At 72.2% G+C, this 16234-nt stretch carries 16 protein-coding genes; 4 read left to right on the plus strand and 12 right to left on the minus strand.

All coding sequences use genetic code 11. The features are described from left to right. Nucleotides 1–4: 4 nt before the first annotated feature. The gene (locus tag ABZ135_RS25430) at nt 5–949 is read right to left on the minus strand and encodes an endonuclease/exonuclease/phosphatase family protein (RefSeq protein ID WP_356698560.1); all 945 of its coding nucleotides are present in this window, start codon (nt 947–949) and stop codon (nt 5–7) included. 136 nt (nt 950–1085) lie between these two features. Between ABZ135_RS25430 and ABZ135_RS25435 the strand changes: the two genes are divergently transcribed. Then, nucleotides 1086–2003 carry a glutaminase gene (locus ABZ135_RS25435; RefSeq protein ID WP_356698561.1) on the plus strand — a complete coding sequence of 306 codons (918 nt, stop codon included), beginning with the start codon at nt 1086–1088 and terminating at the stop codon, nt 2001–2003. A 53-nt stretch (nt 2004–2056) separates the two neighbouring features. Here the strand turns inward: ABZ135_RS25435 and ABZ135_RS25440 are convergent, their stop codons facing one another. From ABZ135_RS25440 to ABZ135_RS25460, 5 genes are all read right to left on the minus strand, one after another. Then, on the minus strand, nt 2057–2707 hold the full coding sequence (locus tag ABZ135_RS25440) for a 1,4-alpha-glucan branching protein (protein WP_356698562.1): 651 nt from the start codon (nt 2705–2707) through the stop codon (nt 2057–2059). 77 nt (nt 2708–2784) lie between these two features. Further along, nucleotides 2785–4230: a GH1 family beta-glucosidase gene (locus ABZ135_RS25445; protein WP_356698563.1), complete on the minus strand. Its 1446-nt coding sequence runs from the start codon at nt 4228–4230 to the stop codon at nt 2785–2787. 61 nt (nt 4231–4291) lie between these two features. After that, the gene (locus ABZ135_RS25450) at nt 4292–5146 is read right to left on the minus strand and encodes a carbohydrate ABC transporter permease (protein WP_356698564.1); all 855 of its coding nucleotides are present in this window, start codon (nt 5144–5146) and stop codon (nt 4292–4294) included. Nucleotides 5147–5150: 4 nt separating this feature from the next. After that, nucleotides 5151–6161: a sugar ABC transporter permease gene (locus ABZ135_RS25455; protein WP_356698565.1), complete on the minus strand. Its 1011-nt coding sequence runs from the start codon at nt 6159–6161 to the stop codon at nt 5151–5153. 93 nt (nt 6162–6254) lie between these two features. After that, nucleotides 6255–7598 (minus strand): ABC transporter substrate-binding protein, encoded by a 1344-nt coding sequence (locus tag ABZ135_RS25460; RefSeq protein ID WP_356698566.1) that lies wholly within the window; start codon nt 7596–7598, stop codon nt 6255–6257. A gap of 292 nt (nt 7599–7890) precedes the next feature. Between ABZ135_RS25460 and ABZ135_RS25465 the strand changes: the two genes are divergently transcribed. Further along, nucleotides 7891–8919 carry a LacI family DNA-binding transcriptional regulator gene (locus tag ABZ135_RS25465; RefSeq protein WP_356698567.1) on the plus strand — a complete coding sequence of 343 codons (1029 nt, stop codon included), beginning with the start codon at nt 7891–7893 and terminating at the stop codon, nt 8917–8919. A 40-nt stretch (nt 8920–8959) separates the two neighbouring features. Here ABZ135_RS25465 and ABZ135_RS25470 read toward each other — a convergent pair whose 3' ends face one another. Both ABZ135_RS25470 and ABZ135_RS25475 read right to left on the minus strand, forming a co-directional pair. Further along, entirely contained in the window at nt 8960–9514 is a 555-nt protein-coding gene (locus ABZ135_RS25470) for a GNAT family N-acetyltransferase (protein ID WP_356698568.1), read from the minus strand. A 73-nt stretch (nt 9515–9587) separates the two neighbouring features. Continuing rightward, nucleotides 9588–10502: a poly-gamma-glutamate hydrolase family protein gene (locus ABZ135_RS25475; RefSeq protein ID WP_356698569.1), complete on the minus strand. Its 915-nt coding sequence runs from the start codon at nt 10500–10502 to the stop codon at nt 9588–9590. Here ABZ135_RS25475 and ABZ135_RS25480 point away from each other — a divergent pair. Both ABZ135_RS25480 and ABZ135_RS25485 read left to right on the plus strand, forming a co-directional pair. Continuing rightward, nucleotides 10501–10671 (plus strand): hypothetical protein, encoded by a 171-nt coding sequence (locus tag ABZ135_RS25480; protein ID WP_356698570.1) that lies wholly within the window; start codon nt 10501–10503, stop codon nt 10669–10671. The two genes, ABZ135_RS25475 and ABZ135_RS25480, sit on opposite strands and share 2 nt — an antisense overlap. 43 nt (nt 10672–10714) lie before the next feature. Further along, complete coding sequence (locus tag ABZ135_RS25485; protein ID WP_356698571.1) at nt 10715–11299, plus strand: 3'-5' exonuclease; 585 nt, start codon at nt 10715–10717, stop codon at nt 11297–11299. Here ABZ135_RS25485 and mmsB read toward each other — a convergent pair. Genes mmsB through ABZ135_RS25505 form a run of 4 tightly spaced genes read right to left on the minus strand, consistent with a single transcriptional unit; the run spans nt 11296 to nt 16121 of the window. Then, nucleotides 11296–12525 (minus strand): multiple monosaccharide ABC transporter permease, encoded by a 1230-nt coding sequence (gene mmsB / locus ABZ135_RS25490; protein WP_356698572.1) that lies wholly within the window; start codon nt 12523–12525, stop codon nt 11296–11298. The genes ABZ135_RS25485 and mmsB overlap by 4 nt on opposite strands. Before the next feature lie 9 nt (nt 12526–12534). Then, on the minus strand, nt 12535–14094 hold the full coding sequence (gene mmsA / locus ABZ135_RS25495) for a multiple monosaccharide ABC transporter ATP-binding protein (protein WP_356698573.1): 1560 nt from the start codon (nt 14092–14094) through the stop codon (nt 12535–12537). Continuing rightward, nucleotides 14091–15200 carry a multiple monosaccharide ABC transporter substrate-binding protein gene (chvE, locus tag ABZ135_RS25500; protein WP_356698574.1) on the minus strand — a complete coding sequence of 370 codons (1110 nt, stop codon included), beginning with the start codon at nt 15198–15200 and terminating at the stop codon, nt 14091–14093. The genes mmsA and chvE overlap by 4 nt, the downstream gene beginning before the upstream one ends. A gap of 3 nt (nt 15201–15203) precedes the next feature. Next, nucleotides 15204–16121, minus strand: coding sequence for a hypothetical protein (locus ABZ135_RS25505; protein WP_356698595.1), 918 nt, complete (start codon nt 16119–16121; stop codon nt 15204–15206). Nucleotides 16122–16234 lie beyond the last annotated feature (113 nt).

Raw genomic sequence — 16234 nt, forward strand, 5'->3', positions numbered from 1 at the left:
GGTGTCAGACGACGGTCACCGTGCCGACGAGTATCCGGTGGTCCGAGCAGGCCGGGACGCCCGTGCACGTGGTCGAGATGGCCAGCGAGTCCGCGCTGTACGGACCGGCCAGCGCGCTCTCGCGCACGAAGATGTGGTCGATCTTCGCCAGGCCCCCGCACGGCGGCGTGGCCCCGGGCGTCCCGTCCGCCGTCCACTCGCCGTAACCGAGGCAGTTGCCGGCGTCGTTGTCGTCCAGCTCCCGGTAGTGGCCGGTGTTGCCGGAGTTGTTCGGCGTGTCCAGGCTGGGCGCGTAGTACGCGTTCAGCCGGCCGTAGTGCGGCTGGGCGTTGAAGTCGCCCGCGATCAGGGCCGTCTCACCGGCCGTGTGGTACGCCTCCAGCTTCTGCCGCACGAAGTCGAGCTGGGCCACGTTGAAGGACTGGCTCGTGGTGATGTGGGTGGTGCAGAAGCGGGTCCCCGTGCCGTCCGTGAGCGGCGCGCACAGCATGTTGCGCTTCTCGGCCGTCCCGTCGTCCGGCAGCGCGAAGCGGGCGGCCGCACCGAGCGGCCGCTTGCTGAAGATCGCGTTCCCGAACGCCTCGCCGTTGCACACCGCGGCGTTCCCCGCCGGGCGGCTCGGCTCGAAACGGGCGAAGTTCTGGGCGTCCAGCGGCCAGCCCTCGGCCCGGAGCGCGTCCACCAGGGCGCTGTACTGCCCCTGACACAGCTCGTTGAAGGCCGCGAAGTCCGCCGAGCGGTTCGCGATCGAGGCCGCCGCCTGCGTGACCATGCCGTCGGTCGTCGAACCGTCGTGGATCGTGTTCCCCGCCACGTTCCACTGCCACACCGTGTACGTGCGCGCGGCCGACGTCTCGGCGGCCTGGGCGGCCGTCGGCAGCAACACGGACGCCACCGCGCCCGCGAGCAGCGCTCCCAGGGCCCGCCGGCCCCTCCGGACGCGTCGCATGACAGGACTCAACATCGGGATCCCCTCCCCTTCGCCGGCCGCGCCGCGGCCGGATGACGCACGCGCGTGCGACACGGCCATGATCATAGGAGGGGGCACTGACATCGCCGCCCGCGCTCCGGCGCAAGATGTCCGCATGCTGTTGACCTTCGAACCCGTCCTCGACCGCATCGCCGAGGAGATCGCCGACCTCACCGACCGCGGCCGGTCCGCCGACTACATCCCCGCGCTCGCCTCCGCCGACCCCGGCCGCTTCGGCATGGCCGTCGCCGAGCTCGACGGAACCGTCTACGGCGTGGGGGACTGGCAGCAGCCCTTCTCGACCCAGTCCGTCACCAAGGTCTTCACGCTCGCCCTCACCCTGGCCCGCGAGGGCGACGCCCTGTGGGACCACGTCGGCCGCGAGCCCTCCGGCAACCCGTTCAACTCCCTCGTCCAGTTGGAGTACGAGAACGGCATCCCGCGCAATCCCTTCATCAACGCGGGCGCCCTCGTCGTCACCGACCGGCTGCACCGGATCACCGGCGACGCCTCCGCTGTCCTGCGGGACTTCCTGCGCGCCGAGAGCGGCAACCAGGACCTCGACTTCGACCGTGACGTCGCCGCGTCCGAGACCGCGCACGGCGACCGCAACGCCGCCCTCGCCCACTTCATGGCGAGCTACGACAACATCGCCAACCCCGTGCCCACCCTGCTGCGCGAGTACTTCCGCCAGTGCTCCATCGAGGCGTCCTGCGCCGACCTCGCCCTCGCCACCGGCTTCCTCGCCCGGCACGGCATCCGCGCCGACGGCTCCCGGCTGCTGACCCGCAGCCAGGCCAAGCAGGTCAACGCCGTCATGCTCACGTGCGGCACCTACGACGCCGCCGGCGACTTCGCCTACCGGGTCGGACTGCCCGGCAAGAGCGGGGTCGGCGGCGGCATCATCGCCGTCGTCCCGGGCCGCTGCACGCTCTGTGTGTGGAGCCCCGGCCTGGACGAGCGGGGGAACTCGGTCGCGGGCGTCGCCGCCCTCGACCGGTTCACCACCATCACCGGCCTGTCCGTCTTCTGACGGGCCGCCCGCCCCGCATCCGGGACCGGGGGCCGAGGGGCCGGGCCCCGGCGTCAGGGCGCGTCGCGCACGACCACGAACGCCTCGGTCCGCTCCTCGCCCTCCGCCGGCAGCCACCAGGACGTGACCGCGCCGCGCGCCCCGGCCGCCGGCTCCTCGCCGGTCCCGAGCACCCGGACCACCCGCAGCTCCGGCGCCCCGGTACCGAAGCGGATCACCGTGCCGTCCGCTCCGTCCGTGACGGAGACGTCCGCCTCCGGAGCCCACGTCACGTCCTCGTCGACGGTGGCGGACACCTTCGGGTCCGGCGTGTCGGACTCGCTCTGCGCCTGCGGCTCGGCGCGCCCCTGCAGCAGCGCCCGCAGCTCGGCGAGCAGCACCGGGTCGTGCGTCCCGTCGTACACGTACCGCGTACCGAGCACGCCGTGCTCGGAGGTCCCCACCAGGGACTGCTCCGCGCCCTCCAGCGGCGCCCCCCGGTAGGTCAACGGCACCAGGTACCCGTGCCGCTCGGGGGCGGACGCGTCCCGCACCACCATGAACTCGATGCCCACCTCGCCCTCCGGGTCGTCCAGCCGGAAACCGCCCGCCTTCTCCAGCACGGGCGTGCCGCCCGTCGCCGGATACCAGGGGCGGGTCGGCAGCCAGGTCTCCAGGAGCTCCAGCTTGGTCGGCGTCATGGTCGTCCGGTGGATCACAGACATCTCGGGCACTTCCCTCCGTGACGGGTACGGTCCCGGTCGGCGGACCGCCCGGCAACCGTACCGCCGCACGATCTTGCTCAGCCGTCCGCCCCCGGAGCGTGCAGCTCACCCGTGCGGGCCACCCGCGCGTACCAGCGGGCGCTCGACTTCGGGGTGCGCCGCAGCGTCTCGTAGTCGACGTGCACGGCACCGAACCGCTTCGCATAGCCGTACGCCCACTCGAAGTTGTCGAGCAGCGACCACAGGAAATAGCCGTGCACGACGGCCCCCTCCTCCACCGCCCGGTGCAGCGCCTCCAGATGCGCGTGCACATAGGCGGCCCGCTCCGGGTCGTGCACCGAGCCGTCCGCCGCGACCACGTCCTCGTAGGCCGCGCCGTTCTCGCTGACCACCAGCGGCAGCCCCGGATGGCGGGCCGAGATCCGGGTCAGCAGGTCCTTCAGACCGGACGGGTCGACCGGCCAGCCCATCGCCGTCCGCTCCCCGTCCGCCTGGTGGAAGGCGACGTCGTCGGCGCCGGGCCACGGGGAGAACGCGCTGTTGCCGTGGCCGTCGTCCTGCGGCTTCTCCTCGCCCTCGGCGACCCGCGAGACGACCGTCGGCGTGTAGTAGTTGATGCCCAGCCAGTCCAGCGGCTGCCCCGCCGTCGCCTCGTCCCCGTCCCGGACGAAAGACCAGTCGGTCAGGTGGGCGGTGTCGGCGAACAGCTCCCGCGGATAGCCGCCCTCCAGCATCGGCCCCAGCCAGATCCGGTTGCCCACGGTATCGATGCGGCGGGCCGCCTCCGCGTCGGCCGGCGACGAGGTCAGCGGGCGCACCTCGTGCAGGTTCAGCGAGACGGCCAGCTTCGCCCCGGACGGCAGCGCCGAGCGCAGCGCCCGCACCGCGAGCCCGTGCCCCAGGTTCAGGTGGTGGGCGGCCCGCAGCGCGGCCACCGGGTCCGTACGGCCCGGGGCGTGCACCCCGGAGCCGTACCCCAGGAACGCGCTGCACCAGGGCTCGTTGAGCGTGGTCCAGCGGGTCACCCGGTCGCCCAGGGCGTCGGCGACCAGGGCCGCGTACTCCGCGAACCGCTCGGCCGTCGACCGCTCCGGCCAGCCGCCCATGTCCTCCAGCTCCTGCGGCAGGTCCCAGTGGTAGAGGGTCAGCGCCGGCTCGATCCCGGCCGCGAGCAGCTCGTCGACGAGCCGCCGGTAGAAGTCCAGGCCCTTCCGCACGGCCGGGCCCCGGCCGGTCGGCTGCACGCGGGACCAGGACACCGAGAACCGGTAGGCGTTCAGGCCCAGTTCGGACATCAGCCGGACGTCCTCGCGGAACCGGTGGTAGTGGTCGACGGCGACATCGCCCGTGTGGCCCTGGAAGACCTTCCCGGGCGTGTGCGAGAAGGTGTCCCAGATGGACGGCGTACGGCCGTCCTCCGCCGCCGCGCCCTCGATCTGGTACGCGGCGGTCGCCGCGCCCCACAGGAAGTCGGGCGGGAAACGGCGGACGGCGGTGAGCGGCCGGGTGTCGGACGCGGTCATAGGAGAGGGCTCCCAACGCAGAAGAGGTGGATGCGGTACGAAGGAGAGGCGGGCCGGGCCGTCAGCTCTTGACGGCGCCCGCGGTGATCCCGCCGACGATGTGCTTGCCGAGCACGGCGAACACCAGCAGCAGCGGCACGGTGGAGATCAGCGCCCCGGTGAGCACCACCGCGTGGTCGACGGTGTGGTTGCCCGCGCCGAGGCCGGCCAGCGCCACCTGGAGGGTCGGGTTGCCGTCGGGCGTGAGCGCGATGAACGGCCAGAAGAAGTCGTTCCACGCCTGCACGAAGACCAGCATGCCGAGGACCGCCATCGCGGGCCGGGCGACCGGGAAGACCACGTGCCAGACGATCCGCAGCGAGTGCGCCCCGTCCATCCGGGCCGCCTCCACCAGCTCGACCGGCAGCGCCTCGATGAGGAACTGCCGCATGAAGAACACGCCGAAGGCGGCGACCAGCGACGGCAGGACCACCGACTGGAGCTGGTCGACCCAGCCGAGGTCGGTGACGATCCGGTACAGCGGGATGACGCTCAACTGGGGCGGGATCGTCATCGTCGCCACCACCAGGGTGAGCAGGGCGTTCCGGCCCCTGAACGGCAGCTTGGCGAAGGCGAAGCCGGCGAGCGTGGAGAAGAGGACCGTGGACATCGCCACCAGGGCGGCCACGACCGTGGTGTTGATCAGCGCCTCGCCCATGTCGACCTGGTTCCAGGCGAAGGAGAGGTTGTCGAGGAGCCGCGGGCCGGGCAGCAGCGGTGCCGGGGCCGTGACCACCCGCTCGCCGGTGTGCGAGGCGGCGACGAGGTTCCAGTAGAGCGGGAAGAGCGAGACCAGCGCGGCGAGGCCGAGCAGGACGTAGGTCAGCGGACCGGCGTGGTGCTGCCGTCCGGCCGACTGCCGGAAACGAGTGCGCACGGGTTCAGCCCCCCAGCTTCTTGCGGTGGGAACGGGCGACGAGCGCCTGCACGCCGCCGATGAGGAGCAGGAGCAGCAGCATCACCCAGGCGATGGCGGACGCCTGGCCGAGTGCGCCGGTGACCCAGCCCTTCTCGTACATCAGCAGGCTCAGCGTCTGGAACTGGTTGCCGCTGCCGCCGGAGATGCCCACGCTGCCGCCGTAGAGCATCGGCTCGCCGAACAACTGGGTGGCGCCGATGGTGGAGACGATGACGGTGAACAGGATCGTGGGGCGGATGGAGGGGATCGTGACGCTCACGAACTGCCGCCAGCGCGAGGCCCCGTCGAGCGCGGCCGCCTCGTACAGGTCGTTCGGCACGGCCTGCATCGCGGCCAGGTAGATCAGCGCGTTGTAGCCGGTCCACCGCCAGGTCACGATCACCGAGATCGCGATCTGCGCCGGCCAGGTGGAGGACTCCCAGTCGACCGGGTCGAAACCCACGAGACCGAGGGCCGAGTTGATCAGCCCGTAGTCGGTGTTGAACAACTGGGCGAAGACCAGGGTCGCCGCCGCGATGGAGGTCGCGTACGGGGCGAGGACCGCGACCCGGAAGAAACCCCGCCCGCGCAGCTTGTAGTTGAGCAGGTGGGCCAGGCCGAGGGCCATGAGCAGTTGCGGGACGGTCGAGATGACGCCGATGGTGAAGGTGTTGAGGAGCGCGTTCCAGAAGAACTCGCTGTCGGCGAGGTCGGTGTAGTTCTCCAGCCCCCTCCACTCGGGTTCCCCGCCGAGCTCCACCCGGTTCAGCGAGAGCCAGCCGGTGTAGAGGAGGGGGAAGAGGCCGAAGGCGGCGAAGGTGAGGAAGAAGGGGGCGACGAAGACGTAGGGCGTCGCCTTCAGGTCCCACCGGTAGAGCCTGCTGCGGCGGGCGGACGGTCCACCGGCGCGGCCGGAGCCGGAGCGCGGGGAGCGGGAGGGCGGTGCGTCGGGCGACGGGGAGCCGCCGTTCCTCGCCCGTACGGAGGTGGCCACGGGGGCGTCCTTCCAGATCGGTGCGTACGGGGTTGGGCGGGGGAGTATCGCGGTGCGGGCCCGCCGCGTGGGACGGGCCCGCACCGCCTCCCGCTACTGGTCGATCTTGTCCTCGATCAGCTTTTTGACGTTCTCCCATGCCTTCGCCGGGTCGGTGCCGCGCTGCTCGATGTCGAGGATGCCGTTGTCGGTGAGGAAGGTCTTCACCTGGCCGTCCCAGCGGCTGATCGGCGCGGGCTTGATCTCGGCCGCGGCGGCGGCGTAGATCTGGCCGACCGGGGTGTCGCCGAAGTACGGCAGCTTGGCGCCGACCACCGCGGGCGAGGTGAGGGTGTCCCTCGTGGACGGGATGTTGCCGTTGACCGCGAACACCTTGGCGTGCTGCTCCGGCGCGGTCAGCCAGGCGGCCAGCTCGGCGGCCTCCTTGGCGTGCTTGCCGGACTTGGGCACGGCGAGGAAGGAGCCGCCCCAGTTGCCCGCGACCGGCGGCGCGGCGATGTCCCACTTGCCCTGGTTGGCGGCGCCGGCCTGGTCCTTGATGATGCCGGTCATCCAGCTCGGGCAGGCGACCGTGGCGAACTTCGAGTTCTTGAAGGCGGCGTTCCAGGTGCCCTTCTCGTCGAACTGGCGCAGCTTGGCGGTGAGTCCGCCCTGCGCCGCCGCGACGGCGGTGTTCCACGCCTGCTTCACACCGGGGCTGGTCTCCCAGGCCAGCTCGCCGCTGGAGTCGGCGTACTGCTGCGGGTCGCTGTTGACGACGGCGTTGAACAGGCCGCTCGCGGAGTCGTGGAAGAAGGTGCCGGCCGGAGCGTTCTTCTGGTACGTCTTGCCGGTCTCCAGGAACTTGCCCCAGTCGTCCGCCCACAGCCGGCCGACCTCGACGCGGTCGGTGGGCAGCTTGGCCTTGGCGAAGAGCTCCTTGTTGTAGCAGATCGCCATGGGGCCGATGTCGGTGCCGAGGGCGATCACCTTGCCGTCGGCGGTGGTGGCCTGCTTGACCTTCCAGTCGAGGAAGGCGCCCATGTCCGCGCCGCCGGTCTTCGACAGGTCGACCCATTTGTCGGCCATGGCCGAGCCGGTCGCCTCGGCGATGTAGCCGACCTCGATGGCCTGGATGTCGGCCAGGCCGCTGTTGCGGGAGAGGCGCAGCTTCAGGGTGTCCCAGTACTTCTGGCCGTCGGCGACGTTCGACTCGACGATCTTGATGTTGGGGTGCGTCTTCTCGTACTCGGCGTAGAGCTTGGCGCCGGTCTTGTTGTCGTAGCCGAAGGAACCGAAGGTCCCGACCCGCAGCGTGATCTTCCCGTCCTCGGCGGCGTCCCCTCCGTCGCCGCCGCAGCCGGTGAGCAGGGCGGCGCCGGCCGTCAGAGCCGCGACCGCCGCGAGGGCGGTGCGGCGGGCGGGGCCGGGGGTCCGTCTGCTGCTGGAAGTGCGCATTCCACTCTCCTCGTCCAAAAGGTGGTGCTATGGGAGCGCTCCCACGTCGTCGTGTGCCGGAAGACTCGTGCCTCGCGGGCGGAGGTGTCAAGACATGGGCGCGGATTCGTCGGCAGAGCGCGCCGCGGTATGCCGCGGACCCGGACGTCGCGTACTGTGGGAGCGCTCCCATGCGGCGGGCGTCGTTCGATGAGTGAAGGACACCGCTTGTTCGGGGGGTCGGACAGTGGCCTATCTTGACCTGATCGCCGCAGGGCACGGGGCGAGGCCGCACGAGGGGAGTACCAGAGGCGTGAACGGACGGCAGAGTGGCAGGCCCACGCTGGAAGAGGTCGCGGCCCGGGCCGGGGTCGGCCGCGGCACCGTGTCCCGGGTCATCAACGGCTCGCCCCGGGTGAGCGATCAGGCCCGCGAGGCCGTCCACCGGGCCATCGAGGAACTCGGCTACGTGCCCAACCAGGCGGCCCGCGCGCTCGCCGGAAGCCGCACCGACGCCATCGCCCTGGTCATCCCGGAGGCCGAGGCCCGCCTCTTCGCCGAGCCGTACTTCCTCGACATCATCCGCGGGATCAGCGCCGAACTCGGCGAGGCCGACAAGCAACTGCTGCTCACCCTGGTCCGCACCGAGCGGGAGCGGCGGCGCTTCGAGCAGTACCTGGCCGCCCAGCGCGTGGACGGCGTCCTGCTCGCCTCCGTCCACGCCGGCGACCCGCTGCCGGACCTGGTGCGCGAACTCGGCCTGCCCGTCGTCCTGAACGGCCGGCGCACCGCCGACGAGTCCGCGGCCTACGTGGACTCCGACAACGCCGGAGCCGGACGCGCCGCCGTCGCCCACCTCGCCGGGCGCGGCCGCCGCAGGATCGCGACCATCACCGGCCCCCTCGACATGTACGTGGCCCGGGCCCGCCTCGACGGCTACCGCGAGGGCGTCGCGGTGGCCGGGCTCGCGCCCGACGAACTCCTGATCGCCACCGGCGACTTCACCGAGGAGGGCGGCCGGCGGGCGATGCGCGAGCTGATCGAGCGCGTCCCCGACCTGGACGCCGTCTTCGCCGCCTCCGACGTCATGGCCGCCGGCGCCCGGGGCGTCCTGCGCGAGTCGGGCCGCCGCGTCCCCGAGGACGTCGCCCTCGTCGGCGTGGACGACTCGGCCGTCGCCCGCCTGATGGACCCCCCGCTCACCAGCGTCCGCCAGCCCATCGAGGAGATGGGCCGCACGATGGCACGGGTGCTGCTCCAGGAGCTCGCGGACCCGTCCGCGACGGGGGAGCGGCCCCGGCAGGTGCTGCCGACGGAGCTGGTGGTGCGCGCGTCGTCCTGAGGACGGGCGGGGTGACCGGGGGGCCGGCCCGTGGGCCGGTTCAGGCCAGCCGGCGGGCCATGAACAGGGCCTGCTCGCCGGCCGACTCCGTACCGTCGTAGAGCGAGGTGTCCAGGCCGCAGAACGTGAAGCCCCACCGGAGGTAGGCGCGGACGGCGGGCGCGTTGACGTTGCTGACCTCCAGCCAGGCGTGCCCCGCCCCGCACTCCCGCCCGAAGTCCAGCGCGTGTTCCATCAGGGCCCGGCCCACGCCCCTGCCCCGCCAGGCGGGCGCGACCTCGATGTCACGAACGGTCAGGCGGGCGTTCCAGCGCTCGAAGGAGACCGCCACGAAACCGCGGACGGTGTCCCCGTCGACGGCGACCACCGTCCGGCGGAGACCGGGCTCGCCGCCCTCGTCGTCCTCCTCGTCGTCCCCGGGGAAGACCTTGCGCAGCGGCGGGTCCACCGGCGTCGGACGGATCGTGAAACCGTCCTCGGCCGGTGTCACCACGTAGACGTGGTCCGTCGTGAACGAGCCGTCGAGCTCTGCGATCGCCTCCTGGTCCTCGGGCCGGGCGGGCCGGTAGCGGAGGGCGTCCTCGTGCTGCGTCATGGGTCGACCGTACGTCCCTCCGGCCGCCGGGCACCGCACGCGGTGGCTTCACGCCCCCGGAGGGACCACCGCCTCAGGGCGCCGGGTAGTACTGGGGGTCCCGGCCCGCCTCGTGGTCCCGCACGGCGTCCCGCACGGCCTTGACGAAGCCGTTCCAGAAGCGGTCCGCGGAGGGGCTGTCGGCGCTCGGCACACCGGCGGTCCGCCGGCGGTTCTCCGCTCCCGAGAAGGTGCCGAACATCGCCTGGCGCAGACCGGTGGAGATCTCCAGTTGGGCGCCAGCGCCGGTGCGGGTCCGGTTGACGATGTTCGCGGGGTCGTCGCCGTTGATGGGGTCGCCGGGGGCCGCGACCACCACGGTCACGTTCCAGTCGGGGTTGCCCGTGGACGGGCCGATGCCGCACTTCTCGAACGAGGCGGCCAGATTGCGCTTGAACCGCTCGTCCCGCCCGCCGATGATCACCTTCCGCTCCGGGCCGGCGAAGCCGTGGAGGGCGACCGCGTAGAGGTTGCCGGCGCAGACCGCGAGGGCGGCCGGGTCGTCGCAGTGGGTGGAGGTGACGTGCTGGTCGGCGGAGTTGGCGAGGGCCTCGAACATCCAGAAGTCGCGCTGCACCTGGCCCGCCTCCGCCGCGAGTGAGGGATCGGTGCCGTGGTCGAAGGGCTTGTAGCCCGCGACGGCCATGCACAGCTCGCTGGTGCCGGCCTCGATGCCGCCGCCGTGCGGGGCGAGGACGGCGGTGGTGTTGAGGGGCGCGCTCGCGTAGCGGTCGTTGTCGGTGATCACCGGGGCGCCGATGCGGTAGCGGCGCATCCAGTCGACGCCCTCCTTGTACGTCCCGTCGCTGTACAGCTTGGTGTTGGAGACGAACGTGTCGGCCGCCGCCGCGGGGGTCGCCCCGTCGCCGACGAGGGCGTTGAGCGTGGGCAGGCCCGCGGCCACGGCGGCCACGGAGGCGAGGACGGTACGTCTGCTGGTGTCGGTCATGGGAGTGATCCTGCACGATGCCGCGCCGCCCGCGCAGCGGGGTGTCCCCGGCCAGGGCCCGTCCGTGGCCCGAACCGGCGCGCCCGGCGACCTCACCGTCGGCCGCGCCGCCCACCCCGCCCCGTACGGCACGCTGAACGGCCCGCGCCGGCGGGCGAGCGCACCGTGAAATTCGGATGCCCCGGACCGGTCCGGCTCTCTAGCCTTCCGCCATGGACAGCGGACCCGCCCTTCTGAACGTCGTCGACGTCGAAGCCACCTGCTGGGACGGGCAGCCCCCGCCCGGCGCGGTGAGCGAGATCATCGAGATCGGCCTCACCGTCGTCGATCTCACCGCCCGCCGCCGCGTCTCCCGGCACGGGATCCTGGTGCGGCCCGCCCGCTCCGCGGTGAGCGCCTTCTGCACCGAACTCACCGGCCTCACCCCGGCGCAGGTCGCGGCCGGCGTCGACTTCGCCGAGGCATGCCGGATCCTCGCCGACGAGCACGACGCCCGGCGGCGCCCCTGGGCGAGCTGGGGCGATTACGACCGCAAGCAGTTCGACGCGCAGTGCCGGGCCACCGGGGCGCCCTACCCGTTCGGCCGCCCCGCCGAGCGCGGCCACACCAACGCCAAGGCCGTGTTCACGGAGGCGTACGGGCTGCGGAAGCGCCCCGGCATGGCGGGCGCCCTGAAGACCGCCGGGCTGCCCCTGGAGGGCCGGCACCACCGGGGCGAGGACGACGCCTGGAACATCGCCGCCCTCGTCCTCGACCTCGCCGAGCGGGGCGCCTGGCCCCGCGAGGAGCCGCGCTAGCGGCCCGCCCGGCGCTTGTTCCACACGTCGAACCCGACCGCCGCGAGCAGCACGAGGCCCTTGATGACCTGCTGGTAGTCCGTGCCGACGCCGACCAGCGACATGCCGTTGTTGAGGACGCCGAGCACCAGACCGCCGATCACGGCGCCGGTCACCTTGCCGATGCCGCCGCTCATCGACGCCCCGCCGATGAACGCGGCGGCGATCGCCTCCAGTTCGAAGGTGAGACCGGCCTGCGGCGTGCCGGCGTTGAGCCGGGCCGCGTAGACACAGCCGGCGAGCGCCGCGAGCACGCCCATGTTCACGAACACCAGGAACGTGACCCGGCGGTCCCTCACCCCCGACAGCTTCGCCGCCGCCTTGTTGCCGCCCAGCGCGTACACGTGCCGGCCGATGACCGTGTGGCGCATCACGTAACCGAGGCCCACGAGCAGCACGCCCATCACGAGCAGCACCACGGGCACACCGTGGAAGCTCGCGAGGGTGAGGGTGAAGGCGACGACGGCCGCCGTGATCGCCACGCACTTGAGCACCCACAGGCCGGTCGGCAGCGGGTCGAGCTCGTACTCCGCCCGCCGCCTCCGGTCCCGCGCCTCGCGCACCAGCAGCGTCACCACCAGGGCGAGACCGAGCAGCAGCGTGGGGTTGTGGTACTGCGTGTACGGCCCCATCTCGGGCAGGAAGCCCTTGGCCAGGTTCTGGAAGCCCTCGGGGAACGGGGCGAGCGAGCGGCCCTCCAGGAAGATCTGGGTGAGACCGCGGAACAGCAGCATCCCGGCCAGCGTCACGATGAACGACGGGATGCCGAGATACGCGATGAAGTAGCCCTGCCAGGCGCCCGCCGCCGCCCCGACGAGCAGCGAGAGCAGCAGCGCGAGCACCCAGGGGACGTCATGGCGGACCATCAGGACCGCCGCGAGCGCCCCGACGAACGCGGCCACCGAACCGACGGACAGATCGATGTGACCCGCCACGATCACGATCATCATGCCCATGGCGAGGATGAGGATGTAGCTGTTCTGCTGGATCAGGTTGGAGACGTTGTTCGGCAGGAGCAGCGTGCCGTCGGTCCATATCTGGAACAGCACGACGAGGAAGGCGAGCGCGACGAGCATGCCGTACTGGCGCATGTTCGCCCGCAGCCCGGCGACGAGCAGCGCGCCCGCGGACGGGCGGTCCGGCCGCCCGGCGGGGGCGCCCTGCGCGGAAGGGATCGTGGTCGTCATGTCGGGGCCTCAGCTTCCGCTCAGGGTCATGTGGCGCATCAGGGTTTCCTGGGTGGCGTCGGCGCGGGCGACCTCGGCGGTCAGCCGGCCCTCGGCCATCGTGTAGATCCGGTCGCACATCCCCAGGAGCTCCGGCAGCTCGGAGGAGATGAGGAGCACCGCCCGCCCCTCGGCGGCGAGCCGGTCGATCACCGTGTAGATCTCGTACTTGGCGCCCACGTCGACCCCGCGGGTCGGCTCGTCGAGGATCAGCACCCTCGGGTCGGCGTGGATCCACCGTCCGAGGACCACCTTCTGCTGGTTGCCGCCGGAGAGCCGGCCGACCTCCTCCAGGACGGTGGGCGTCTTGATGTTCAGACCGCGGCGGAAGTCCTCGGCGACCCGGCGCTCCCGGTGCTCGTCGACGGTCCCGCGCCGGGTCATCCGGTGCAGCGAGGCCAGCGAGATGTTGCGGTGCACGGTGTCCACGAGGTTCAGGCCGTACCGCTTGCGGTCCTCGGTGACATAGGCGAGGCCCGCCGCGATCGCGTCCGGGACGGTCGCCGTGCTCGTCTCCCGGCCGTCGACCGCCACCGTGCCGGCCACGTACCGCCCGTACGAACGCCCGAAGAGCGACATCGCGAGCTCGGTGCGACCGGCCCCCATCAGCCCGGCGATCCCCACGATCTCGCCCCGGCCCACCGTCAGCGACACGCCGTCGACGACCGTCCGCCGCCGGTCGACCGGGTGGCGGACCGTCCAGCCGCGCACCCGCAGCGCCTCCCGCCCGGCGTCCGCGCCGCCGTACGGGGTCCGCTCGGGGAAGCGCCGGTCGAGGGCGCGCCCCACCATGCCCCGGATGATCCGGTCCTCGGAGACGTCGGGCTCGGCGTCCGGCGTGGCGCGAACCGTGAGCGTCTCGACCGTCCGTCCGTCGCGGAGCACCGTCACGGTGTCGGCGACACGCCGGATCTCGCCCAGCTTGTGCGAGATGAGGACACACGCGATGCCCTGGGCACGCAGCTCCAGGACGAGGCCGAGCAGGGCCGCGCTGTCGGCGTCGTTGAGGGCGGCCGTCGGCTCGTCCAGGATGAGGAGCCTCACCTCCTTGGCGAGCGCCTTCGCGATCTCCACCAACTGCTGTGCGCCGACACCGAGTTCCGACACGAGTGTGTTGGGGTGCTCGCGCAGCCCGACCCGTCGCAGCAACCCGGCCGCCTCGCGCAGGGTCCGCGGCCAGTCGACCACCCCGCGCCGGGCGCGCTCGTTGCCCAGGAAGAGGTTCTCGGCGATGGACAGGTCGGGGACGAGCGCCAGCTCCTGATGGATGATCACGATGCCGTGCCGCTCGCCGTCGCGGATGTCGCGCAGCGCGAGGGGCCTGCCCTCGAAGCGGATCTCGCCCTCGTAGGAGCCGTGCGGATGGACGCCGCTGAGCACCTTCATCAGCGTGGACTTGCCCGCGCCGTTCTCCCCGCACAGGGCGTGGACCTCACCCGGGCGCACGGTCAGCTCGACCCCGTCGAGGGCCTTCACGCCGGGGAAGGTCTTGACGATCGACCGCATCTGAAGGACCGGGGGCCGGCTCATGAGAGCTGTCCCGCGGTGAAGTACCCCTCGCGGACGAGGAGCTGGGTGTTGGTGCGGTCGATGCTGACCGGGTCCAGCAGATACGCCGGGACGGTCTTCTTCCCGTTGTCGTAGTCCTTCACGTTGTTGACCGCGGGCTTGCGGCCGTTCAGGACCGCGTCGCCCATGGCGACCGCCCGGGCGGCGAGCTTCCGGGTGTCCTTGAAGACGGTCTGGGTCTGCTCCCCGCGGATGATCGACTTCACCGAGGCGAGTTCGGCGTCCTGCCCGGTCACCACCGGCAGCGGGTGGCCCGGCGTGCCGTAACCGGCGCTGCGGAGTGCGGAGATGACGCCGATCGAGATCCCGTCGTACGGAGAGAGCACCGCGTCGAGGCGCTCGGAGCCGTAGTTCTTGCTGATCAGGTCGTCCATCCGGCGCTGCGCGGTGCCGCCGTCCCAGCGCAGGGTGGTCGCCTGGTTCATCCGGGTCTGCCCGCTGCGGACGACGAGCTGCCCGCTGGCGAGGTACGGCTGGAGCACCTTCATGGCGCCGTTCCAGAAGTAGCGGGTGTTGTTGTCGTCCGGGGAACCGGCGAACAGCTCGATGTCGTACGGCTTGCCGCCGGTCCTCGCCGGGGCGCCGAGCTTCAGCCTGTCGACGATGTAGCGGGCCTGGAGCTCGCCCACCCGCTCGTTGTCGAAGGAGGCGTAGTAGTCCACGTGCTCGGTGCCCATGATCAGCCGGTCGTACGAGATCACGGGGATGCCCGCGTCGTGCGCGCGCCGCAGGACGTCGGTGAGGGCCGAGCCGTCGATCGCGGCGACCACCAGGAGCCGCCGGCCCTTGGTGATCATGTTCTCGATCTGGGCGATCTGGTTCTCGACCTTGTCGTCGCCGTACTGCAGATCGGTCTGGTAGCCGGCCTTGCGGAACTGCTCCGCCATGTTCTCGCCGTCGGCGATCCAGCGCTCCGACGCCTTGGTCGGCATGGCGAGGCCGATGGTGCCGCCCTTGCCCTTGTCGGGCTGGTAGCGGCTGCCGCCCCGGGCCTCCTGGCCGCAGCCGGCGAGCAGCGTGGTGAACAGCGCGGCCGCGGCGGCGGCGCGCAGCGTGCGGGTGCGCATGGATCAGTTCCCTTCGGTCGCGGGGAAGCGGCGGAGCTCGCCGGGCAGCCGGGAGCCGAGCGGCGACATGCCGCCGCCGGCGCCGTGCCGGGCCAGCAGATCGAGGACGAGCCGGCCGCGCCGGACCCGCTCGCGCGCGGTGGCGAGGGCCTGCTCGCGCAGATGGGCGCCGTACGGGTAGAGGCCGGCCGCCCGGCTCAGACCGAACTTCAGGTAGAGCGGCGCGCCGCGCCGGATCAGCTCGGCCGTCTCGTACATGCGGACGTGGCCGCCGAGGTCGTCCGGTGTCTCCACATAGAGGTCCATCGGCGCGCGGCTGGCCCGCCGGATCTCCGTGAGATGGGCGAGCGCGAGGTCGGAGGGCACATTGAGGGAGTCGGCGCCGAGCCGCTCGTACAGCGCGTACGAGGCCGGGTTGACCGGGCCGATCAGCGCGGACACCTTGAACGTGGTGTCGGCGGGCAGCACCCCCGCGGTCCGCAGCCGGTGCAGGGTCCACAGCACGCCCTCGTCCGCCACGAGCAGACACCGCACGCCGAGTTCCGTGGCGCGGACGGCGTCCTCGACGCACCCGGCGAGGGCGTCGTGGCCGCGGGCCCGCGGCCCGGCCCCGCCGGAGTCGGTACGGGTCGCGGCGCCGATGTCCCAGGTGCCGCGCGGTCCGGTGAACAGGCAGAGCTCGACGGAGCGTTCGGCGCACGCCTCGACCATCTCGGTGATCTCGTCGTCCCTGAGCATCCACACGCCGCTGCCCTGGCTGACCCGGTGCACCGGCACATCGAGCCGGGTGCTCTCCTTCAGGACCTCGGAGAGCGCCTCCGGGCCCTCGACGGACGGGATCTCGGTGCGCCAGGTCCCGCCGTCGGGGAAGGTGTGCGGGGAGGTGTCGGCGGCCTCGGCCGCGGGGACGGGATGGCCGATCCGGGCGAGCGCGGCGGCGCCGGGCCGGCGGGGCGGTGCGGGGGGAGCGGGCGGTGCGGGCGGAGCGGGGAGAGCGGTCACGGCAGGAACCCTTCCGTTCGAGATGTCGGACG

Origin of the sequence: Streptomyces sp. NPDC006339, assembly GCF_040612775.1 — a bacterium.
Classification (GTDB): Bacteria; Actinomycetota; Actinomycetes; order Streptomycetales; family Streptomycetaceae; genus Streptomyces.

What these genes read in the sequence shown, in the direction of transcription:
- ABZ135_RS25430 (WP_356698560.1), bottom strand. Translation starts at nt 949, where the DNA reads ATGCGACGCGTCCGGAGGGGCCGGCGGGCCCTGGGAGCGCTGCTCGCG.
- ABZ135_RS25475 (WP_356698569.1), bottom strand. Translation starts at nt 10,502, where the DNA reads ATGACCGACACCAGCAGACGTACCGTCCTCGCCTCCGTGGCCGCCGTG.
- mmsA (WP_356698573.1), bottom strand. Translation starts at nt 14,094, where the DNA reads ATGAGCCGGCCCCCGGTCCTTCAGATGCGGTCGATCGTCAAGACCTTC.
- ABZ135_RS25460 (WP_356698566.1), bottom strand. Translation starts at nt 7,598, where the DNA reads ATGCGCACTTCCAGCAGCAGACGGACCCCCGGCCCCGCCCGCCGCACC.
- ABZ135_RS25485 (WP_356698571.1), top strand. Translation starts at nt 10,715, where the DNA reads ATGGACAGCGGACCCGCCCTTCTGAACGTCGTCGACGTCGAAGCCACC.
- ABZ135_RS25440 (WP_356698562.1), bottom strand. Translation starts at nt 2,707, where the DNA reads ATGTCTGTGATCCACCGGACGACCATGACGCCGACCAAGCTGGAGCTC.
- mmsB (WP_356698572.1), bottom strand. Translation starts at nt 12,525, where the DNA reads ATGACGACCACGATCCCTTCCGCGCAGGGCGCCCCCGCCGGGCGGCCG.
- ABZ135_RS25435 (WP_356698561.1), top strand. Translation starts at nt 1,086, where the DNA reads ATGCTGTTGACCTTCGAACCCGTCCTCGACCGCATCGCCGAGGAGATC.
- ABZ135_RS25470 (WP_356698568.1), bottom strand. Translation starts at nt 9,514, where the DNA reads ATGACGCAGCACGAGGACGCCCTCCGCTACCGGCCCGCCCGGCCCGAG.
- ABZ135_RS25480 (WP_356698570.1), top strand. Translation starts at nt 10,501, where the DNA reads ATGGGAGTGATCCTGCACGATGCCGCGCCGCCCGCGCAGCGGGGTGTC.
- chvE (WP_356698574.1), bottom strand. Translation starts at nt 15,200, where the DNA reads ATGCGCACCCGCACGCTGCGCGCCGCCGCCGCGGCCGCGCTGTTCACC.
- ABZ135_RS25445 (WP_356698563.1), bottom strand. Translation starts at nt 4,230, where the DNA reads ATGACCGCGTCCGACACCCGGCCGCTCACCGCCGTCCGCCGTTTCCCG.